Source organism: Streptomyces asiaticus (assembly GCF_018138715.1).
GTDB lineage: Bacteria > Actinomycetota > Actinomycetes > Streptomycetales > Streptomycetaceae > Streptomyces > Streptomyces asiaticus.
On the sequence record NZ_JAGSHX010000001.1, the window covers coordinates 261,275 to 284,182 of the forward strand.

Here is a 22,908-nt window from a genome sequence, read left to right on the forward strand (position 1 = left end):
GTTTTTTGACTGAGCCTCGGTCAATTCCCGAGGATCGCTCCTTACTACTTACTGGGTGATATCGCAATGAACGAAGAAAAGCTTCTCGACTATCTCAAGCGGGTGACCGCGGACCTCCAGCAGACTCGCCAGCGCCTTCTCGAGGCCGAGTCAGCCGACCAGGAACCGATCGCGATCGTCGCCATGAGCTGCCGGTTCCCTGGAGGCGTGAGCTCCCCCGAAGATCTGTGGCGCATGGTGGCGGACGGTACCGACGCCATCTCGGAATTCCCCACGGACCGGGGTTGGGATATCGATGCCCTCTACCACGAGGACCCGGACCGCCCCGGCACCAGCTACACGACCGCAGGCGGATTCCTGGAGAAGGCCGACCAGTTCGATCCGGCGTTCTTCGGAATCTCGCCGCGTGAGGCGCTGTCGATGGACCCGCAGCAGCGATTGCTGTTGGAGACGTCGTGGGAGGCGGTCGAGCGGGCGGGTATCGACCCGATGTCCCTGCGTGGCAGCAGGACCGGCGTCTTCGTCGGGACCAATGGCCAGGACTACTCCATGCTCATGCTCGGTGCCTCCGAGAGTCTCGACGACGTCGAGGGCCACTCGGGCACCGGCAACGCGGCGAGCATCGTCTCCGGCCGTATCTCCTACACCATGGGTCTTGAGGGACCCGCGCTTTCGGTGGACACCGCGTGCTCGTCCTCCCTGGTGGCCCTGCATCTGGCCGTTCAGGCACTGCGTCAGCGCGAATGCACACTCGCGCTGGCCGGTGGCGTCACGGTGATGTCCACTCCGTCGGCGTTCGTCCAGTTCAGCAGGCAGCGCGGCTTGGCGGCCGACGGCCGGTGCAAGCCGTTCGGGGCCGCGGCCGACGGCACCGGCTGGGGCGAGGGCGTCGGCATGCTGCTCGTGGAGCGGCTGTCCGACGCCCGGCGCAACGGCCACGAGGTGCTGGCCATCGTCCGGGGTTCGGCGATCAACCAGGACGGCGCGTCCAACGGTCTGACGGCTCCCAACGGCATCTCGCAGCAGCGGGTCATCCGGCAGGCACTGACCAGCGCCCGGCTGTCGGCCGCCGAGGTGGACGCGGTGGAGGCGCACGGGACGGGCACCACCCTGGGTGACCCGATCGAGGCGCAGGCGCTGATGGCCACGTACGGGCAGGACCGGCCTGCGGATCAGCCGCTGTGGCTGGGCGGCATCAAGTCGAACATCGGGCACACACAGGCCGCAGCCGGTGTCGCCGGGGTCATCAAGATGGTGATGGCCATGCGCGAGGGTGTGCTGCCCAAGACGCTCCACGCGGAGGAGCCCTCGCCGCACATCGACTGGACCGGCGGCGCCGTGTCCCTGCTGCACGAGTCGACCCCGTGGCCGGACCGGGACCACCCGCGTCGCGCCGCCGTGTCCTCGTTCGGCATGAGCGGCACCAACGCGCACACCATCCTGGAGCAGGCCCCGCAGTCCGAGGCGGCTGAGGTCGCCGAGGGCGAGGTCACTGACGGTCCGGTGGCATGGGTCGTGTCGGGCCGTGGCGCCGAGGGGCTGCGGGCGCAGGCCGGGCAGCTCCGCGCGTTCCTCACCGAGCGCCCGGAGTTGGGCACGGCGGACGTGGCGCTCTCGCTGGCCACCACCAGGTCCGCCTTCGAGCACCGTGCCGTGGTGACCGGGACCGGCCGCGAGGAGCTCCTGCAGCGGCTGGAGGCGGTCGCCGAGGACGCCACCACGTCGAACGGAGTGGTGCGGGGGAGGACCGGAGACGCCGGCCGTTCGGTGTTCGTGTTCCCCGGTCAGGGGGCGCAGTGGGTGGGTATGGCGGTGGGGCTGCTGGAGTCCTCGCCGGTGTTCGCCGAGGCGATAGCCGAGTGTGAGTCGGCTCTGTCGGCGTATGTGGACTGGTCGTTGACGGATGTGCTGCGCGAGGCTGAGGGTGCTCCTGGTTTCGACCGGGTGGATGTCGTTCAGCCGGTGTTGTTCGCGGTGATGGTGTCGCTGGCGAGGCTGTGGCGTTCGGTGGGTGTGGTGCCGGACGCGGTGATGGGTCACAGTCAGGGTGAGATCGCGGCGGCGTGTGTGGCGGGTGCGCTCTCGCTGGAGGATGCGGCGAAGGTGGTGGCGTTGCGGTCGCAGGCGATCGCGGCGGGTCTCGCGGGCCGTGGTGGCATGGTGTCGGTCGGGCTGCCGGTCGATCAGGTGCGGGAGCGCATCGCCGCGTGGGACGGCGCGATTTCGGTGGCGGCGGTCAACGGTCCCGGTTCGGTCGTGGTCTCCGGTGATCCGGGTGCGCTGGATGAGATGGTCGCGCGGCTGGAGGGCGAGGAGATCCGGGTTCGCCGGGTTCCGGTGGACTATGCCTCGCACTCCGCGCATGTGGAGGCGATTCACGAGGAGCTGCTGGAGGTCCTGGCGGACATCGCGCCGCGTTCCTCGGAGGTGCCGTTCTACTCGACGGTCTCCGGTGAGCTGGTGGACACCGTCGGCCTGGGCGCGGAGTACTGGTACCGCAACCTGCGGCAGACCGTTGAGCTGGAGGCCACCACCCGAAAGCTGTTGGATGACGGCCACGGCGTGTTCATCGAGGCCAGCCCGCACCCGGTGCTCACGCTTCCGATTCAGCAGACGGTGGAGGCCGCTGAGGCCCAGGCCGTGGTCGTGGGCACACTGCGGCGCGACGAGGGCGGCCTGGAGCGGTTCCTGACCTCCGCTGCCGAGGTGTTCGTGCGGGGCGTCGCGGTGGATTGGCCCGCCCTGCTGGAGGGCCGTGGCGCCCGCCGGGTGGAGCTGCCGACCTACGCCTTCCGGCGCCAGCGGTACTGGCTGGATGTGTCGGCCGCGGAGATGTCCGCCGCCGACGGTCTGGCCGCGGACGCGGTGGACGCCCGCTTCTGGGAGGCGGTGGAGCGCGAGGATCTGGAGGCGCTGGTCCGCACGCTGGCGGTGGAGGACGAGGAGCAGCAGTCGTCGTTGATGGCGTTGCTTCCGGCGCTGTCGTCCTGGCGGCGTCAGCGGCGTGAGCAGAACACGGTGGACGGTTGGCGTTACAAGGTGGTCTGGAAGCCACTGCCGTCCTCCACCGAGGCGGCCCTCTCGGGCACCTGGCTCGTGGTCCTCCCCGCGTCGCACGCCGACGATGCCCTCGTGACCGCCACGGTGAACGGGCTGGGGACAAGCGGTGCCGACGTCGTCCAGGTGGTGCTGGACGGATCGGGCAACGACCGCTGGACCGTGGCGGAGCGGCTGCGGGCGGCGCTCGACGAGGCCGAGGCGGAGTCTTCGGACGTGGCGGGCGTTTTCTCGCTGCTGGGGCTGGACGAGTCGGGGCACACGACGTTCGAGGTGGTGCCCGCCGGCCTGGCGGCCACGGTGGCGCTGGTCCAGGGGCTCGGTGACGCGGGTGTGGTGGCTCCGCTGTGGTGCGGCACCCGGGGTGCGGTGTCGGTGGGGCGGTCCGACCGGCTGGTGAGCCCGGTGCAGGCGATGGTGTGGGGGTTGGGCCGGATCGTGGGGGCGGAGTACCCCCAGCGCTGGGGCGGCGCGGTCGATCTGCCCGAGACCATGGACGGCCGCGCGGTGGCCCGTCTGGCCGGAGTGCTGGCGGGCACGGACGGCGAGGACCAGGTCGCGGTGCGCGGCTCCGGTGTGTTCGCCAAGCGCATGGCGCGGGCCTCGGCGGCTGAGGACGTCGAGGGTCGGGGGTCCTGGCAGAGCCGCGGTTCCGTGCTGGTCACCGGCGGTACGGGTGCGCTGGGCGGTCATGTCGCCCGCTGGCTGGCGCGTACGGGTGCCGAGCATCTGGTGCTGACCAGCCGCAGTGGTATGGAGGCCGAGGGCGCCGCCGAGCTGAAGGCGGAGCTGGAGGCCATGGGCGCCCGGGTGACGATCGCGGCGTGTGACGCGGCGGACCGTGACGCGCTGGACGCGGTGCTGCAGGCGATCCCACCGGAGTTCCCGCTGACCGCCGTGGTGCACACGGCCGGTGTGCTGGATGACGGCGTGGTGGACGCCCTCACGGTGCGCCGGGCGGCCGGGGTGCTGCGCCCGAAGGTGGACGCCACGCGGAACCTCCATGAGCTGACCGCCGGGATGGACCTGTCCGCCTTCGTGCTGTTCTCCTCCGGGGCGGGCACCTTGGGCGGCCCCGGCCAGGGCAGCTACGCGGCGGGTAACGCCTACCTCGACGCGCTGGCGTTGCAGCGGCGCGCGGACGGGCTACCGGCCACGTCCATCGCCTGGGGCGCCTGGGCCGGAGGCGGCCTCGGATCCGGCGAGGTCGGCGAGCGGATGGACCGTTCCGGCATGGTCGGAATGGTGCCAGAGCTGGCGATCTCCGGCATGCAGCAGGCACTTGAACTGGACGAGACCTTCCTGGTCATCGCCGAGATCGACTGGGATCGCTTCCGGCCGGAGTTCGTCGGTTCACGCCCGAGCGCGCTGTTCCGTGAGCTGCCCGAGCTGAACCGCCCCGCTGCCGCCACCGGCGCGGACACCGGCGACGGCGACGACGCCATTTCCGTGCTGCGCCGGGAGATGGCGAAGCTGTCCCCTGCCGAGCAGCCGGGGCTCCTCCTGGAGCTGGTACGCAACCAGGCCGCCGACGTCCTCGGTTACGACAGCGCGGACGCGGTGGATGCCGACCGTGCCTTCCGCGACCTCGGCTTCGACTCGCTGACCGCCGTCGAGCTGCGCAACCGCCTCGGCGTGGTCACCGGCCTCCGGCTGCCGGTCACCTGTGTCTTCGACTACCCGACCGCCACGGTTCTGGCCCGGTACCTGTACACCGAGATGTTCGGCGACCAGCCGGTCACGTCGGGCGGCACCGCCGCCGCACCCCAGCGGCCGGACGACAAGCCCATGGCCACCGATGAGCCCATCGCCATCATCGGCATGAGCTGCCGGTTCCCCGGCGGGGTGCGCAGCCCCGAGGATCTGTGGAACCTGCTGATGGCCGAAGGGGACGTGATCTCGGCGTTCCCCGAGGACCGCGGCTGGGACATCGACGGTCTCTACGACCCGGACCCCGAGAAGTCCGGCACCAGCTACGTCCAGGCGGGCGGCTTCCTCGACGAGGTCGGCCACTTCGACCCGGGCTTCTTCGGGATCTCGCCGCGTGAGGCCATGGCGATCGACCCGCAGCAGCGGCTGCTGCTGGAGACCTCCTGGGAGGCGTTCGAGCGCGCCGGCATCGACCCCGTGGCGCTGCGCGGAAGCCAGACCGGAGTCTTCGTCGGCTCCAACTACCACGACTACGGCTCGCGCATCCTGAGCGACACCGAGGGAGTGGAGGGGTACCTCGGACTCGGCAGCGCCCCCAGCGTCTCGTCCGGCCGCATCTCCTACACCTTCGGCTTCGAGGGGCCGGCCGTCACGGTGGACACCGCGTGCTCCTCGTCGCTGGTCGCCCTGCACCTGGCCTGCCAGTCGTTGCGGCAGGGCGAGTCCTCCGTGGCGCTGGCCGGCGGTGTGACGATCATGGCCACACCGGGCACGTTCGTCGAGTTCAGCGCCCAGCGCGTGCTGTCCTTCGACGGGCGGTGCAAGGCGTTCGCCGCATCGGCCGACGGCACCGGCTGGTCCGAGGGCGTGGGCATGCTGCTCGTGGAGCGGCTGTCGGACGCCCAGCGCAACGGCCACAAGGTGCTGGCCGTCATCCGGGGTTCGGCCATCAACCAGGACGGTGCGTCCAACGGTCTGACGGCGCCGAACGGCCCGTCGCAGCAGCGGCTGATCGAGCAGACGCTGGCCGGCGCCCGGCTGGTCTCCGCCGACGTGGACGTGGTCGAGGCCCATGGCACCGGCACTCCCCTCGGTGACCCGATCGAGGCGCAGGCGCTGCTGGCCACCTACGGCCAGGGCCGCCCCGAGGGCCAGCCGCTGCTGCTGGGCGCCATCAAGTCCAACATCGGTCATACGCAGGCCGCCGCCGGTGTCGCCGGGGTCATCAAGATGGTGATGGCCATGCGCGAAGGCACCCTTCCCAAGACGCTGCACGTGGACGAGGCGTCGCCGCATGTGGACTGGTCGGCGGGCGACGTGGAACTGCTGACCGAGGCGGTGCCCTGGCCGGAGCGGGGCCACCCGCGCAGGGCGGCGGTCTCCGCCTTCGGCGTGAGCGGCACCAACGCGCACACCATCATCGAGCAGGCGCCGGTTTCCGACGAGCCGGAGGCGCCACGGGCCGAAGAGGCACCGGGCGCCACCGCGGTCCCGGTGCCGTGGATCCTGTCCGGCAGGACCGACGCCGCCCTCCGGGATCAGGCCGAGCGGCTGCGGAACCAACTGGCCACGGCCACCGAAGAGTTCATGCCCACCGTGGACATCGGCTATTCCCTCGTGACGAGCCGGTCTCTCTTCGACCACCGGGCTGCCCTGGTCGGCGAGGATCGCGCGGCCATGCTGCGCGGCCTCGAAGCCCTCGCGAAGGGCGAGACCGCGCCCGGCGTCGTACGCGGCGTGGCGGGGGCGGCCGGCAAGACGGCGTTCCTGTTCTCGGGCCAGGGTGCGCAGCGCCTCGGGATGGGCCGGGAGCTGTACGACGCCTTCCCGGTGTTCGCCGACGCGTGGGACGAGGTGTGCGCCCACCTGGACGGTCTGCTCGACCGCCCGCTGCGGGAGGTGGTGTTCGCGGCGGAGGAGAGCGCGGACGCCGAGCTGCTGGACCGGACGGCGTTCACCCAGCCCGCGCTGTTCGCCGTCGAGGTGGCGCTGTTCCGGCTGCTGGAGCACTGGGGTGTCCGCCCGGACGTGCTCATCGGCCACTCCATCGGTGAGATCGCCGCCGCCCACGTGGCCGGGGTGTTCTCGCTGGAGGACGCGTGCGCCCTGGTGGCGGCCCGTGGCCGGCTGATGCAGGCGCTCCCCGAGGGCGGCGCGATGGTGGCGGTCCAGGCGTCGGAGGAGGAGATCTCCGGATCGCTCACCGGCCGTGAGGCCGAGGTGAGCATCGCCGCCGTCAACGGCCCGACCTCCGTGGTCATCGCGGGCGACGAGGCACCGGCGCTGGAGATCGCCGCCGAGTGGGAGCGGCAGGGCCGCAAGACCCGCCGGCTGCGGGTCAGCCACGCCTTCCACTCGCCCCGCATGGACGCGATGCTCGGCGACTTCCGCAAGGTCGTCGAAGAGTTGTCCTTCGCCTCGCCGAGGATCGCCCTGGTATCCAACGTGACCGGTCAGCCGGCCGCCGCCGATGAGGTGTGCTCCGCGGAGTACTGGGTCCGCCATGTGCGGGAGGCGGTGCGGTTCGCGGACGGCGTGCGGGCGCTCGAGGAGCAGGGCGTCTCCCGGTTCGTCGAGGTCGGCCCCGATGGAGTGCTGACCGCGATGGCGAGGGAGTGCCTGACGGCGGAGGAGACTTCGGCTCCCGTCGTGGTGCCGGTGCTGCGCAAGAACCGTCCCGAGACGCGGGCGCTGACGACGGCGCTGGCCGAGCTCCACGTGAACGGCGTCGGAGTGGACTGGGAACAGGCCTTCGCGGGACGTGGCGCGCGGAAGGTCGACCTGCCCACGTACGCCTTCCAGCGGGAGCGCTACTGGCTGGAGAGCCTGACGTTCCCCAGCGATTTCACCGCCGCGGGGTTCGCCCCGTCGGTGGATACGCGGTTCTGGGAGGTGGTCGAGCGTGAGGATCTCGAAACGCTCACCGAGACGCTCGACGTCGATGCCGAGACGCCGCTGAGCGCGGTGCTGCCGGCTCTGTCGGCGTACCACCGCAACAGCCGTGACCGGTCCATTGTCGATGGCTGGCGTTATCGGGTGTCGTGGAAGCCGGTCCCCGACGCCGCCGACGGCTCGCTGTCGGGGACGTGGCTGGTGGTCGTTCCGGCGTCCCGCGCGGAGGACGAGCTGGTCTCGGGGGTTGTCGCCGGGCTCGAGCGGCATGGCGCGGGTGTGGTGCCGGTCGTGGTGGACGAACGGCACCTTGACACGGACGCGTTGGCGGAGCGGCTGCGCGAGGCGGTCGCGGAGGTGTCCGAGCCGGGTGGTGTGCTGTCGCTGCTCGCCTTGGACGAGGACCCCTGCCCGGCGCACCCGGCGCTGTCGAACGGCCTCGCCCTGACGCTGTCCCTGGTGCGGGCCATGGTCGAGGCGCGTGTCGAGGCTTTGGTGTGGTCCGGAACGCGTGGCGCCGTGTCGGTGGGCCGTTCCGAGAAGCTCAGCCATCCGACGCAGGCGATGGTGTGGGCGCTGGGCCGGGTGGCCGCGCTGGAGCTGCCCCAGCTGTGGGGTGGTGTGGTCGATCTGCCGGAGTCGCTGGATGAGCGTGCGGTGGCGCGGCTGGCGGGTGTGCTGTCCGCCGGGGGCGGCGAGGACCAGGTGGCGGTGCGCGGCTCGGGTGTGCTCGCGCGTCGTCTGGTGCGGTCGGCCGCGGCTGTCGGTGAGGGGACCTCGTGGCGGGCGCGCGGCACGGTGCTGGTGACCGGTGGTACGGGTGCGCTGGGTGGTCATGTGGCGCGCTGGCTGGCGCGTAGTGGTGCCGAGCATCTGGTGCTGACCAGCCGTCGGGGTCTTGACGCGCCGGGCGCGTCCGAGCTGCGCGATGAGTTGGAGGCGCTGGGTGCCCGGGTGACCGTGGCGGCCTGTGATGTGGCCGACCGTGGGCAGCTGGCCGCGGTGCTGGACGCCGTTCCTGCGGAGTATCCGCTGACGGCGGTCGTGCACGCGGCGGGCACCAACGGGGTGGCGCCGCTGATGGAGACCGGGTTGGCCGACGTCGCCGACGTGGTCTCCGGCAAGGTGGCCGGCGCCGTCAACCTGGATGAGCTGCTCGGCGACCGCGAGCTGGACGCGTTCGTGGTCTTCTCGTCGATCGCGGGTGTGTGGGGCAGTGGCGGTCAGGCCGGGTACAGCGCGGCCAATGCCTATCTGGACGCTCTGGTGGAGGAGCGTCGCGGGCGGGATCTTGCCGGTACCGCCGTGGCCTGGGGCCCCTGGGCCGAGGGCGGTATGGCGGAGGGCGATGGTGGCGAGCAGTTGGCGCGGCGTGGTCTGCCCGCGATGGCGCCTGACCTGGCGATCGCCGCGTTGCAGGGGGCGGTCGCGGGTGATGACGGTGTGGTGGCGGTCGCCGATGTGGACTGGGAGCGGTTCGCCCCCTCGTTCACCATGGGGCGGCCGAGTCCGCTGATCGGTGATCTGCCCGAGGTCGAGCGGGTGCTGGCGGAGGCCGGGGAGACCGAGGACGCCGGGCTCGGTGCGGGTGCGGCGTTGCGGGAGCGGCTGGCGGGGCTGACCGGGGCCCAGACCGACCGGGTCCTGCTCGATCTGGTCCGGGACCATGCTGCCGCGGTGTTGGGATTCACCGGCACGGAGGCGGTTGAGCCCGGGCGGGCCTTCAAGGAGCTGGGTTTCGACTCGCTCACAGCGTTGGAGTTCCGCGACCGGCTGGCCGCGGAGACCGGTCTCAGCCTTCCCGCCACGCTGGTCTTCGACTACCCCAGCGCCACGGTGCTCGCGGCGTATCTGCGGACCGAGGCGCTGGGGGCGTCGTCCCCGGCGATCGCCGCCGGGTCCGGGGCGCCCGCCGGTTCCGGCGCGGCCGACGAACCCATCGCGATCGTCTCCATGAGCTGCCGCTTCCCCGGCGGGGTGCGCAGCCCGGAGGGCCTGTGGCAGCTGGTCGAGAGCGGCAGTGACGCCATCTCCTCCTTCCCGTCGGACCGCGGCTGGGACCTGGGCATGTACGACCCGGACCCGGAGCAGTCGGGCGGGTTCTACGTCCGTGAAGGCGGATTCCTGTACGACGCGGCCGAGTTCGACCCCGGGTTCTTCGGGATCTCGCCGCGTGAGGCGCTGGCGACCGACCCGCAGCAGCGGCTGCTGCTGGAGACCTCCTGGGAGGCGTTCGAGCGGGCGGGCATCAACCCCGCGTCGCTGAAGGGCAGCCAGGTCGGCGTGTTCGTCGGCTCCTCGGGCTCCGGTTACGGCGCCAACCTGGAGACGGTGCCCGAGGACGTCGAGGGCCATCTGCTGACCGGTAACTCCGGCAGTGTCGTCTCCGGCCGTCTCTCCTACACCTACGGTCTGGAGGGCCCCGCCGTCACGGTGGACACGGCCTGCTCCTCCTCGCTGGTGGCCCTGCATCTGGCCTGTCAGTCGCTGCGTCAGGGCGAGTGCTCCATGGCGCTGGTCGGCGGTGTGGCCGTGATGGCGACTCCGATGGCGTTCGTCGAGTTCAGCCGGCAGGGCGGGCTCGCCCCCGACGGCCGGTGCAAGCCGTTCTCGGCCGCGGCGGACGGTACGGGCTGGAGCGAGGGTGTCGATGTGCTGCTCGTGGAGCGGCTCTCGGACGCGGAGCGCAACGGCCACCAGGTGCTTGCGGTGGTGCGGGGCTCGGCGGTGAACCAGGACGGTGCGTCGAATGGTCTGACCGCGCCGAACGGTCCGTCGCAGCAGCGGGTGATCCGCCAGGCGCTGGCCAACGCTCGTCTCTCGGCCGCCGAGGTGGACGCGGTGGAGGCGCACGGTACGGGCACCTCGCTGGGTGACCCGATCGAGGCTCAGGCGCTGCTGGCCACCTATGGTCAGGAGCGCGCCGAGGGGCAGCCGCTGCTGCTGGGCGCGTTGAAGTCGAACATCGGGCACACCCAGGCCGCCTCCGGTGTGGCTGGTGTGATCAAGATGGTCATGGCGATGCGGGAGGGCAAGCTTCCCAAGACGTTGCATGTGGATGAGGCGTCGCCGCATGTGGATTGGTCGGCGGGTGATGTCGAGCTGCTGACCGAGGCGACGCCCTGGCCGGAGACGGGCCGTGTGCGCAGGGCGGCAGTGTCCGCGTTCGGGGTGAGTGGCACCAACGCGCATGTGATCATCGAGCAGGCGCCGACCGCTGACGGGCCCGGTACGGAGCAGGCGGGGGATGTCGCGGGCTCCACCGCGGGCCCGGTTCCTTGGGTCCTGTCCGGTAAGACCGAGGCGGCTCTTCGGGGCCAGGCCGAACGGCTGCTCGGTCAGCTGGCCTCGGCTGTCGACGATTCCGCGGTCGTTGTGGATGTCGGCTACTCCCTGGCGGCGACCCGATCGCTCTTCGACCACCGGGCCGTGTTGGTCGGTGAGGACCATGAGGAGCTCCTGCGCGGCCTTGAGGCCGTCATGCGGGGCGGGACCGCGCCGAGTGTGGTGCGCGGTGTGGCGGGGAGGGCCGGTAAGACGGTGTTCGTCTTCCCCGGCCAGGGTGCGCAGTGGATGGGCATGGCGGTGGGGCTGTTGGAGTCCTCGCCGGTGTTCGCCGAGGCGATCGGCGAGTGTGAGACGGCCCTGTCGGCCTACGTGGACTGGTCGCTGACCGAGGTGCTGCGTGGCGCCGACGGCGCTCCCGGATTCGACCGGGTGGATGTGGTCCAGCCGGTGCTGTTCGCGGTGATGGTGTCGCTGGCGAAGCTGTGGCGTTCGATGGGCGTCGAGCCCGACGCCGTCATGGGTCACAGCCAGGGCGAGATCGCGGCGGCCTGTGTGGCGGGTGCGCTTTCGCTCCAGGACGCCGCGAAGGTGGTGACCCTGCGCTCGCAGGCCATCGCCGCGGGTCTGGCCGGCCGTGGTGGCATGGTGTCCGTCGGACTGCCGGTCGACCAGGTCAAGGACCGTATCGCCGCCTGGGACGGCGCGATCTCGGTCGCCGCGGTCAACGGCCCCGGCTCGGTGGTCGTCTCCGGTGATCCGGGGGCGCTGGACGAGATGGTCGCGCGGCTTGAGGGTGAGGATGTCCGGGTTCGCCGGGTTCCGGTGGACTACGCCTCGCACTCCGCGCATGTGGAGGCGATTCACGAGGAGCTGCTGAAGGTTCTGGCGGACCTCGAGCCGCGTTCCTCGGAGGTGCCGTTCTACTCCACGGTCTCCGGTGAGCTGATGGACACCGCCGGTCTGGACGCGGAGTACTGGTACCGCAACCTGCGGCAGACCGTTGAGCTGGAGGCCACCACCCGTACCCTGCTCGGCAGCGGCCACGGTGTGTTCATCGAGGTGAGCCCGCATCCGGTGCTCACCCTTCCCGTTGAGCAGACCGTCGAGGCCGCCGAGGCCCGGGCCGTGGTCGTGGGCACGCTGCGCCGCGACGAGGGCGGTCTGGGACGGTTCCTGACCTCGATCGCCGAGGTTCATGTCAACGGGCCCGACGTCGACTGGCCGAAGGTGTTCGCCGGATACGGCGCCCGCCGGATCGACCTGCCGACGTACGCCTTCCAGCGGGATCGCTACTGGCTGGAGGCCCCGACGACGTTCGTCGGCGATGTCACCGCCGTGGGGCTCACCCCGCCGGTGCACCCGTTGCTGGGCGCTGCCGTCGAACTGCCCGGCACGGACGGCTTCCTGTTCACCGGCCGTCTCTCGCCGCAGACCCATCCGTGGCTCGTTGACCACATGGTTCAGGGCACGATTCTCCTGCCCGGCACCGCCTTCCTCGAACTGGCGTTGCACGCTGCCGAGAAGGTGGGCTGTGATCGGGTCGAGGAGCTGACCCTCACGGCGCCCCTCGCGCTGCCCGAACAGGGCGCGGTGCACCTCCAACTCGCGGTGAGCGGGCCGGACGAGAGCGGCGCGCGTGCGCTGAACGTCTACTCGCGGCTGGAAGACGGCACCGTGACACAGCCGTGGACACAGAACGCCTTCGGTCTGCTGTCGCCGGGCGGCGCACGGCAGGAGACCGGGCAGGCCGATCTCACCGTATGGCCCCCGGAGGGCGCGGAGCCGATCGACATCGGGGACGTCTACGGCCGGATGAACGAGGGCGGCTTCGGTTACGGTCCGATCTTCCAAGGGCTGCGGTCCGTGTGGGGCCGTGGTGACGAGGTCTTCGCCGAGGTCCGTCTGCCCAAGGAGAACGCCGCGGACGCCGAGGAGTTCGGGCTGCACCCGGCTCTGCTGGATGCGGCGCTTCACGCCGTCATGTTCGTACCGCGGGAGGAGCCGATGCCCGCGAGGCTTCCGTTCTCCTGGACCGGTGTCTCGCTGCGGGCCGTGGGCGCCCCGGAGTTGAGGGTGCGCCTCAGCTCGCTCGGGCCTGACTCGATCCGCCTCCAGGTCGCCGACGGAACCGGCCGTCACGTGGCCTCCGTCGACTCCCTGGCGCTGCGACTGGTGGCGGACGGGCAGATCCAGGCGCCCGGTTCCACGACGGCCGTGCATAACTCGCTCTTCCGTCTGGAGTGGACCCCCGTTCCCGTCGCCGCGCCGGCTCCCGCGTCCGAAGGGACGTGGGCCGTGCTGGGCACGGACGGTCTGGGGGTGCGCTCCGGCTTGGAGACGGCGGGTGCCGACGTGGAGGCATACGCGGATCTGACCGCGATGCGCGAGGCGATCGAGTCCGGCGCCGCCGTACCGGACGTCGTCATGGTCACGGGCACCGCGGAGGCGGTTGGCATCGATGACGACGACGACCTGGCGGGGCGGGTGCGTGGCGTCGCCTATCGGGCGTTGGACCTGGTGCGGTCGTGGGTCACCGATGAGCGGTTCGCCGACTCCTACCTGGTGTTCGTGACCCGCGGCGCGATGGGTGTCCGACCCTCCGACCACGTGCGCACCCCTGCCGAGGCAGCCGTGTGGGGTCTGCTGCGCTCCGCGCAGAGCGAGCATCCCGGGAAGTTCCTCCTGGTCGACCTCGACCCGGAGGAGCACGGGGACGTGTCCTCGGCGCTACGGTCGGCGCTCGCCTCCGAGGAGCCGCAGGTCGCGGTCCGCGAGGGAACGGTGCTCGGTCTGCGCTTGGCGCGGGTCTCCTCGGGCGGCGACGCCCCGCGGACGCTGGATGGTCCGGGGACGGTGCTGATCACGGGTGGTACGGGTGGTCTGGGTGCGTTGCTGGCCCGTCATCTGGTGGTGGATCACGGGGTTGAGCGTCTGGTGCTGACGAGTCGTCGTGGCGTGGAGGCGCCGGGTGCGGCGGAGTTGGTGGCGGAGCTGGCCGGGCTGGGTGCCGAGGCGCGGGTGGTGGCGTGTGATGTCGCCGACCGGGCCGCGGTGGAGAAGCTGCTGGCGGGGATCGGTTCGGAGCATCCGCTGTCGGCGGTGGTGCATGCGGCGGGTGTGCTGGATGACGGTGTGGTGGAGTCGCTGACGCCGGAGCGGGTGGACAAGGTGCTGCGTCCGAAGGTGGACGCCGCGCTGCACCTGCACGAGCTCACCCGCGACCTGGACCTCGCCGCCTTCATCCTGTTCTCTTCCGCCTCCGGTACGTTCGGCAGCGCCGGCCAGGCCAACTACGCGGCGGCCAACGCGTTCATGGACGCCCTGGCCCAGCACCGCAGGGCCGCGGGGCTCCCGGCCACCTCGCTCGCATGGGGGCCGTGGACGCAGGACGGCGGCATGACCACCGAACTGGCCGACAGCGATATCACCCGGATGACCAGGAACGGCATGGTCGCCCTCACCCCCGAGGCCGGACTCGCGCTGTTCGACGCGACCCGCTATCTCGACGACGCCGTCCTGGTGCCCATCACCATGGACATGTCCTCGATGGGCGAGCCGGTACACGCGCTGCTGCGCGGACTGGTGCGCGCACGCGCGCGGAGGGCCGTGGAGCCGGTCGCCGATCCGGCCGCCGCGCTCAAGCAGCACCTGGCCGGGAAGTCCGAAGCGGAGCGCGAGCGCGTCCTCATGGACCTGGTGTGCGACCAGACGGCCGTTGTCCTCGGCTACCCGTCGGGAGAGGCGATCGAGCCGGAACACGCGTTCAAGGACATGGGATTCGACTCCCTGACCACGGTGGAACTGCGGAACCGTCTCAACGCGGAGACCGGGCTGCGGCTGCCGGCGACCCTGGTGTTCGACTACCCGAACCCGACGGCGCTCGCACGGGTTCTGCTCGAGGAGGTCACCCCCGCCGACGGGCCCGTGACCGAGCCCGTCTTCGGAGAACTCGACCGACTGGAGTCCACCCTGTCGGCGCTCGGCTCCGAGGGTGAGGTACGGGCGAAGGTGGCCGAACGGCTGAGGGAGTTCCTGAACAAGCTGGATGACGCCCCCGAGAGCGTCGACGCCACCGCGGATGTGGCCGAACGGATCGGATCGTCCTCCAACGACGAGCTGTTCGACTTCATCGACCAGGAACTCGGCCTTTCCTGAATCCTGCCCAAGACCTCGTGAACTTGTGACTGCGAAGAAAGTAGCGGCAAACAATGAGTGAGACAAAGCTCCGCGACTACCTGAACAGGGTGACGACTGATCTGCACCGCACCCGTCAGCGCCTTCGGGATGTGGAGGCGAAGCAGCGGGAGCCGATCGCGATCGTCGCGATGAGCTGCCGTTTTCCTGGTGGGGTCACCTCGCCGGAGGAGCTGTGGCGCATCGTCGCCGACGAGATCGACGTGCTCTCACCGTTCCCGAAGGACCGGGGCTGGCACGAGGAGCTGTTCAATCCCGACCCGGACAGCCAGGGGACCAGCTATGTGAACGAGGGCGGGTTCCTGTACGACGCCGCGCTCTTCGACCCCGTGTTCTTCGGGATCTCCCCGCGTGAGGCGCTGGCGATGGACCCCCAGCAGCGGCTGCTGCTGGAGACGTCCTGGGAGGTCGTGGAGCGGGCGGGCATCGACCCGCTGTCTGTCAAGGGCGCCGCGGGCGGCGTGTTCATAGGCGGTGCCAACACGGGGTACGGCGCGGCCGGGGCGATGGAGGCCGAAGAGGTCGAAGGCCATCTGCTCACAGGGCAGCACCCTGCCGTCACCTCCGGCCGGATCTCCTATGTGCTCGGCCTCGAAGGCCCCGCGGTGACGGTGGACACGGCGTGTTCATCGTCTCTGGTCGCCCTGCACATGGCCGTGCAGGCGCTGCGTCAGGGCGAGTGTGACTTCGCTCTGGCCGGGGGCGTCGCCGTGATGGCCCTCCCGGGAGGGTTCACCGAGTTCAGCCGCCAACGAGGACTCGCGACCGACGGCCGCTGCAAACCCTTCGCGGCGGCCGCCGACGGCACCAACTGGTCCGAGGGCGTCGGCGTGCTGTTCGTGGAGCGGCTGTCGGACGCCCGTCGCAACGGCCACCCGGTGCTGGCCGTCATCCGAGGTTCGGCAATCAACCAGGACGGCACCAGCAATGGTCTGACGGCTCCCAATGGCCCCTCGCAGCGCAGGGTGATCCGCCAGGCGCTGAAGAACGCCGACCTGACGCCCGCTGATGTGGATGCGGTGGAGGCGCACGGCACGGGTACGTCGCTGGGCGACCCGATCGAGGCGCAGGCGCTGCTCGCCACCTACGGCAAGGAGCGGCCGGAGGACAAGCCGCTGTGGCTGGGCGCCCTCAAGTCCAACATCGGCCATACGCAGTGGACGTCGGGTGTGGCCGGGGTCATCAAGATGGTGATGGCCATGCGGAACGGTATCCTGCCGAAGACACTCCACGTGGACGAGCCGACACCCCATGTGGACTGGTCGGCGGGGGCCGTGGAGCTGCTCACCGAGGCTCGGCCCTGGCCGGAGACAGGCCGGCCCCGTCGGGCGGGGATCTCGGCCTTCGGAATCGGCGGAACCAACGCGCACACCATCATCGAGCAGGCCCCCGAAGCCGAGGAGCCGGAGCCGGCCGATCCGCAGGCCGGTGCTGGGGGTGAGCCTGCGCCTGCCGCCTCCTCCGTTGTGCCATGGCTGGTCTCCGGCAAGGGCGAGGCCGCGCTGCGGGCACAGGCCGAGCGGCTGCACGCGAGTCTGACGGCCCAGGGTGCTTCTCAGGACAACGATCTCGCGCTCGCGTCGGTGGCGGACATCGGTTACTCCCTGGCAGTGTCCCGGTCGGCGCTCGAACACCGTGCCGTGGTGATCGGCGAGGACCGCGACAGCCTCCTGCGCGGTCTCCAGGCCGTGGCTCAGGGCGAGATCGCTCCGGGCGTGGTCAAGGGACAGACGGTGAAGCGGCCCAGGACCGTCTTCGTGTTCCCGGGGCAGGGGGCGCAGTGGGCGGGGATGGCGGTGGACTTGCTGGAGTCCTCGCCGGTGTTCGCCGAGGCGATCGGCGAGTGTGAGAAGGCTCTGTCGGCGTATGTGGACTGGTCGTTGACGGATGTGCTGCGCGAGGCTGAGGGTGCTCCTGGTTTCGACCGGGTGGATGTCGTTCAGCCGGTGTTGTTCGCGGTGATGGTCTCGTTGGCGAGGCTGTGGCGTTCGGTGGGTGTGGTGCCGGACGCGGTGATGGGTCACAGCCAGGGTGAGATCGCGGCGGCGTGTGTGGCGGGTGCGCTCTCGCTGGAGGATGCGGCGAAGGTGGTGGCGCTGCGGTCGCAGGCGATCGCGGCGAGTCTTGCCGGTCGTGGTGGCATGGTGTCGGTCGGGCTGCCGGTCGACCAGGTCAAGGAGCGCATCGTCTCCTGGGATGGTGCGATCTCGGTGGCGGCGGTCAACGGCCCCGGTTCGGTCGTGGTCTCCGGTGATCCGGGGGCGCTGGATGAGATGGTGGCCGAGCTGGAGGGCGAGGAGGTGCGGGTTCGCCGGGTTCCGGTGGACTACGCCTCGCACTCCGCCCACGTGGAGGCGATCCGCGAGGAGCTGCTGAAGGTTCTGGCGGACCTTCAGCCGCGTTCGTCGGAGGTGCCGTTCTACTCGACGGTCTCCGGTGCGCAGGTCGATACGGCAGGTCTGGACGCGGAGTACTGGTACCGGAACCTGCGGCAGACCGTTGAGCTGGAGTCCACGACGCGCACGTTGCTGGATGACGGTCATACGGCCTTCGCCGAGGTGAGCCCGCACCCCGTCCTCACGCTTCCCGTTCAGCAGACGGTGGAGGCCGCTGAGAAGAAGGCGGTGGTCGTGGGCACGCTGCGGCGGGATGAGGGCGGCCTGGAGCGGTTCCTGACCTCCGCCGCCGAGCTGCACGTCAGTGGCGTCGGCGTGGACTGGCGGACGGTGTACGAGGGCCGTGGTGCCCGCCGGGTCGATTTGCCGACCTACGCCTTCCAGCGTCAGCGCTACTGGCTGAACTCGGTGGCGGCCGTCGGCGACGTGGGATCGGTGGGCCTCGGGGCGGTGTGGCATCCCCTGCTGGGCGCCGCGGTCTCGCTTGCGGGCGGCGGCGGAGTGGTGCTCAGCGGGCGGCTGTCGATGGCCACGCACGCCTGGCTCGCCGACCACGCGGTGCAAGGGGTGCCGCTCGTGCCCGGGACCGCCTTCGCGGAGATGGTCGCGCAGGCGGGGGACCAGGTCGGGTGCGGCCGGGTCGATGAGCTGGTGCTGCTGGCGCCCTTGGCGGTGCCCGAGCGCGGAGGGGTGCAAATCCAGGTCGAGGTGGGGGAGGCCGACGCCTCGGGCCATCGCGAGGTGAGCGTGTACTCACGGATGGAGCCGGCCGACGACAAGGCCGACCTCGAGGAGCCGTGGGTGCGGCACGCTCACGGCGTGCTCACGCCGCCCGGTCCCGCGGCCTCCTTCGACTTCGCGAAGTGGCCGCCCTCCGGGGCCAAGCCTGTCGATATCTCCGGCGGCTACGAGCACGCCGAGGAGCACGGGCTGCACTACGGCCCCGCGTACCGGGGGTTGCGGCGCGCCTGGAAGCGCGGCGATGCGGTGTTCGCCGAAGTCGAGCTGCCTGAGGACCAGCGCGGCATCGCGAAGTACTTCGGTCTGCACCCGGCCCTGTTCGACGCGGCCATCCAGGCGATGGGCGCGAACAACGCGTTGCGCGGCGGCGACGACGCGCCGAGCGCGGGCAGTCTGATGCCGTTCTCGTGGCGGGGATTCTCCCTGGAAGCAGTCGGTGCCCAAGCGCTTCGCGTCCGGATCATCCCGGACGGACGGCAGGCCGTGTCGCTGGCCATGGCCGACACCTCGGGCCGCCCGGTGGCTTCCGTCGATTCCCTCCTCTTCCGGCCCATGCAGGCCGCCACGTTGCAGAACACGGGCCGGACGGCCGGTGACGCGTTGTTGCGCATGGAGTGGACAGCGGGCGCGGTGAAGCCCGCCGAGGGCGTGGCACCCGGCTGGTGGGCGGTGCTGGTCGACGACTGCCTTGGCGTGGGCGCCGCTCTGGAGGCGGCGGGCACCTACCCCGCCGATGTGTACCCGGACCCCGCGGCGCTGAGTGACACCGTGGCGGCGGGCACGAGCATGCCCGGAATGGTGGTACTGCCGGTGGCTTCGAACGGCCCCGCTGTGGTGGACGAGGTCCACACACGGGTCGGTGAGGTGCTGGAGACCGTTCAGTCATGGGTGGCGGACGACCGGTTCGTGGGCACCCCGCTGGTGGTGCTGACACAGGGGGCCGTTGACACTGGCGACGGTGTGCGGGATCTGGCGGCTGCGGCGGCATGGGGTTTGGTGCGGTCGGCGCAGTCGGAGCACCCGGGACGGGTCGTGCTGGTCGACACGGATGATGTCGAGCGTGCGGTGAAACTGCTCGCGGGCGTGGTAACCGCTCGTGAGGAGCAGGTGGTGGTGCGTTCGGGCGAGGTCCGCGTGCCACGTCTGGCCCGCTCGCTGCCCGCGGGCAACGCTCCCGAGCCGGAGGTGTTCGGTTCCGGCGCCGTGCTGGTGACGGAGGGCACGGGAGCTCTGGGCGGTTTGGTGGCCCGGCATCTGGTGGCCCGGCACGGTGTCAGGAAGCTGGTGCTGCTGTCCCGCCGTGGTGCGGAGACGGACGGCGCGGTCGAGTTGCGGGCCGATTTGGAGGCCGCGGACGCCGAGGTGGTGGTCGCGGCTTGTGACGCCGCGGACCGTGAAGCGCTTGCCGCGGTGTTGGCAGGACTGTCCGAGGAGTTCGCGTTGAGCGCCGTAGTGCATGCGGACGAGGTGCTCGATGACGGGCTGTTCGCATCGCTGACACGCGAGCGGGCGAGCGCGGTGCTGCGGGCGAAGGTGGACGCGGCCTGGAACCTGCATGAGCTGACCGCGGGCATGGACCTGTCGGCGTTCGTGCTGTTCTCATCGACCGCGGGTCTGCTCGGCGCGGCCGGGCAGAGCAACTACGCCGCGGCCAATGTGTTCCTGGACGGCCTCGCGTCATGGCGTCGTGCTCAGGGACTGCCGGGTGTCTCGCTGGCGTGGGGCCGGTGGGCCCAGGACAGCGGAGTGACACAGCAGGAGGAGATCGACAACTGGCGCTACCAGGTGTCGTGGAAGCCGGTCCCGGACGTGGCCGGGGGCTCGCTGTCAGGGACCTGGCCGGTGGTGGTTCCGGCGTCCCGGGCGGGGGACGAGCTGGTCTCGGGCGTTGTCGCCGGGCTCGAGCGGCATGGTGCGGATGTGGTCTCGGTCGTGGTGGACGAGCGGGACCTGGACGCGAACGTGCTGGCGGAGCGGTTGCGCGAGGTCGCCGAGCAGGCGCCCGAGCTAGGCGGTGTCCTGTCGCTGCTGGCCCTGGACGAGGAGCCCTGCCCGGGGCACCCGGCCCTGCCGGGCGGCTACGCGCTGAGCCTGGCGCTGGTGCGGGCCATGGTCGAGGCGAAGATTCCGGCTCGGCTGTGGAGCGGTACGCGAGGGGCCGTCTCGGTGGGCGGTTCGGACCGGCTCACCAACCCGGTGCAGGCGATGGTGTCGGCGTTGGGCCGGGTGACCGCGCTGGAGCTGCCGCCGCTGTGGGGCGGTGTGGTCGATCTGCCCGAGTCGCTGGATGAGCGCGGTGCGGCGCGGCTGGCCGGCGTGCTGTCCGTCGAGGGCGGCGAGGACCAGGTCGCGGTGCGTGGTTCCGGTGTCTTCGTACGCCGTCTGGTGCGGTCGGCCGCGACCACCGGTAAGGCGACGTGGCGGGCGCGGGGCACCGTGCTGGTGACCGGTGGCACGGGCGGGCTGGGCGCTCATACGGCCCGCTGGCTGGCGCGTAGCGGTGCCGAACATCTGGTGCTGACCAGCCGTCGTGGTCCTGACGCGCCGGGCGCGTCCGAACTGCGCGAGGAGCTGGAGGCGCTGGGAGCCCGGGTGACGGTGGCGGCCTGCGATGTGGCCGACCGTGAGCAGCTGGCCGCGGTGCTGGACGCGGTGGAGCGGGAGCATCCGCTGACGGCGGTCGTGCACGTGGCGGGGGCCACCGGGGTGGTGCCACTGATGGAGACCGGGTTGGCCGATGCCGCCGCCCTGGTAGCGGGCAAGGTGGCGGGCGCCAGCAACCTGGACGAGCTGCTGGGCGACCGGGAGCTTGACGCGTTCGTGCTCTTCTCGTCGGTCTCCGGTATGTGGGGCAGCGGTGGCCAGGCCGCCTACAGCGCGGCCAACGCCTATCTGGACGCGCTGGTGGAGGAGCGTCGTGGACGGGGTCTCGTCGGCACGTCCGTGGTCTGGGGCCCCTGGGCCGAGAGCGGCATGGCGGCGGGGGACGTCTCCGGGGAGCAGCTGGCGCGACGTGGGCTGCCCCGGATGGCGCCGGAGCCGGCGATCGCCGGTCTGGAACGCGCGGTAGCGGGCGGCGACGGCGTGGTGACGGTCGTGGACGTGGACTGGGAGCGGTTCGCGCCTTCGTTCACCTCGGTCCGGCCCAGCCGGTTCCTGAGCGATCTCTACGAGGTCCAGCGGCTGGACACGGCATGGAACGATGTGGCGCGCACCGGTCTGGTGCCCCTCTCCTCCGAGGAGGGCCTGGAGCTCTTCGACGCGGGCGTCGTCTCCGACACGGCCGTGGTGGTTCCCGCCCGGCTGGACATCGGTGTGCTGCGCGCCCAGGGCGCCGCGATGCCCGCCGTGTTCCGTTCCGTCGTCCCGGACGCCCCCGTCCGCCGTGCGGCTCGGGCGGCGGAGTCCGAGGTGGACCAGCCCACCCAGCTGCGGCAGCGGCTGGCCGGGCTGTCGGAGGCCGAGACGGACGAGGTGCTTCTCGAACTGGTGCGTACCGTCGCCGCCGCGGTGCTCGGGTTCGCATCGCACAATGACATCGACACGAGCCACGAGTTCATGGAGATGGGCTTCAACTCCCTTACCGCGGTGGAATTCCGTAACCAGCTCGCTGCCCTTACCGGCCTCCGGCTGAACACCACGGTCGTCTTCGACTACCCGAGCCCGGGCGAGATGGTGGCCCATCTGCGGCCCCGGCTCGCGGCCGAGGTCCCGTCCAGCCCCGTCAACCGCCAGGTCCAGGAGCGGACCGCCCCGGCCGCTCCGGTCGCCGCGCCCGCGCCCGTGACCGAGCCCGCTCCCGCGGCGCCGCAGGCGGACGACACCCTCGGCTCTCTCTACCGGCAGGCGGCGCAGCAGGGTAAGCACAAGGTCGGCATGGATCTGCTGGTGAACGCGGCAAGGCTCCGTCCGACCTTCGAGGACCCCGCCGACTTCGAGGGGACCATCAGGCCCGCGCGGCTCTCCCGGGGCCCTGGACGTCCCCGGCTGGTGTGTTTCTCCTCCCACGTCGCCCTGGGCGGCGTCCACCAGTACGCGCGGTTCGCCGCGCCGTTCCGTGGCAACCGGGACGTGGCGGCCCTCGGCACTGTGGGGTCCGTCCCGGGTGAGAGCCTTCCGGCCACCCTGGACGCGCTGTTCCGCTTGCAGGCGCGGCTCGTTGCCGAGTATGCCCAGGGCGACCCGGTCGTCCTGTGCGGCTCCTCGGCCGGTGGAATGTTCGCCCACTCGGTGGCCGCCGCCATGGAGGGCCAGGGCACACCGGCCGCGGGAGTCGTCCTGATGGACACCTACCTTCCGTACACCACGAAGCTCGGCCAGTTCGAGGACGCCTGGACGAACGAAATGTACGAGCGGGAGGAACTCGTCTCCATGGACGGTGTCCGGATGTCCGCCATGGGCTGGTACGTGCATCTGCTCGAGGGGTGGAAGCCGCCGCAGATCTCGGTTCCCAGCCTCCAGGTTCGTGCGACGGAGCGGGTGCTGGCGGCGGCTCCGGACGCGGATGCGCAGAGCTGGCAGGCGGACTGGCCCGCCGACTCCGCCATCGACGTGCCCGGAGATCACTTCACCATGATGGAGAAGCACGCGGACACCACCGCCCAAGCCGTCGAGGACTGGGTGGCCAACCTTTAGCGGCCACGCGCCCGCCCGGCACCGATGAATGGCGGGCGGGCGCCCCACGCCGAAG

General features: G+C 71.2%; 1 protein-coding gene and 1 pseudogene. Both read left to right on the forward strand.

Features of this window, described 5'->3' with window-relative positions:
• Positions 1-66: 66 nt before the first annotated feature.
• The gene (locus KHP12_RS00730) at positions 67-15,042 is read left to right on the forward strand and encodes a type I polyketide synthase (protein ID WP_211831238.1); all 14,976 of its coding nucleotides are present in this window, start codon (positions 67-69) and stop codon (positions 15,040-15,042) included.
• 53 nt (positions 15,043-15,095) lie between these two features.
• A pseudogene (locus KHP12_RS00735) lies at positions 15,096-22,826 on the forward strand (SDR family NAD(P)-dependent oxidoreductase); the annotation flags it as partial.
• Positions 22,827-22,908: the final 82 nt, after the last annotated feature.

Coding starts and splice junctions, on each gene's coding strand:
- KHP12_RS00730 (WP_211831238.1), top strand. CDS start 67: ATGAACGAAGAAAAGCTTCTCGACTATCTCAAGCGGGTGACCGCGGAC.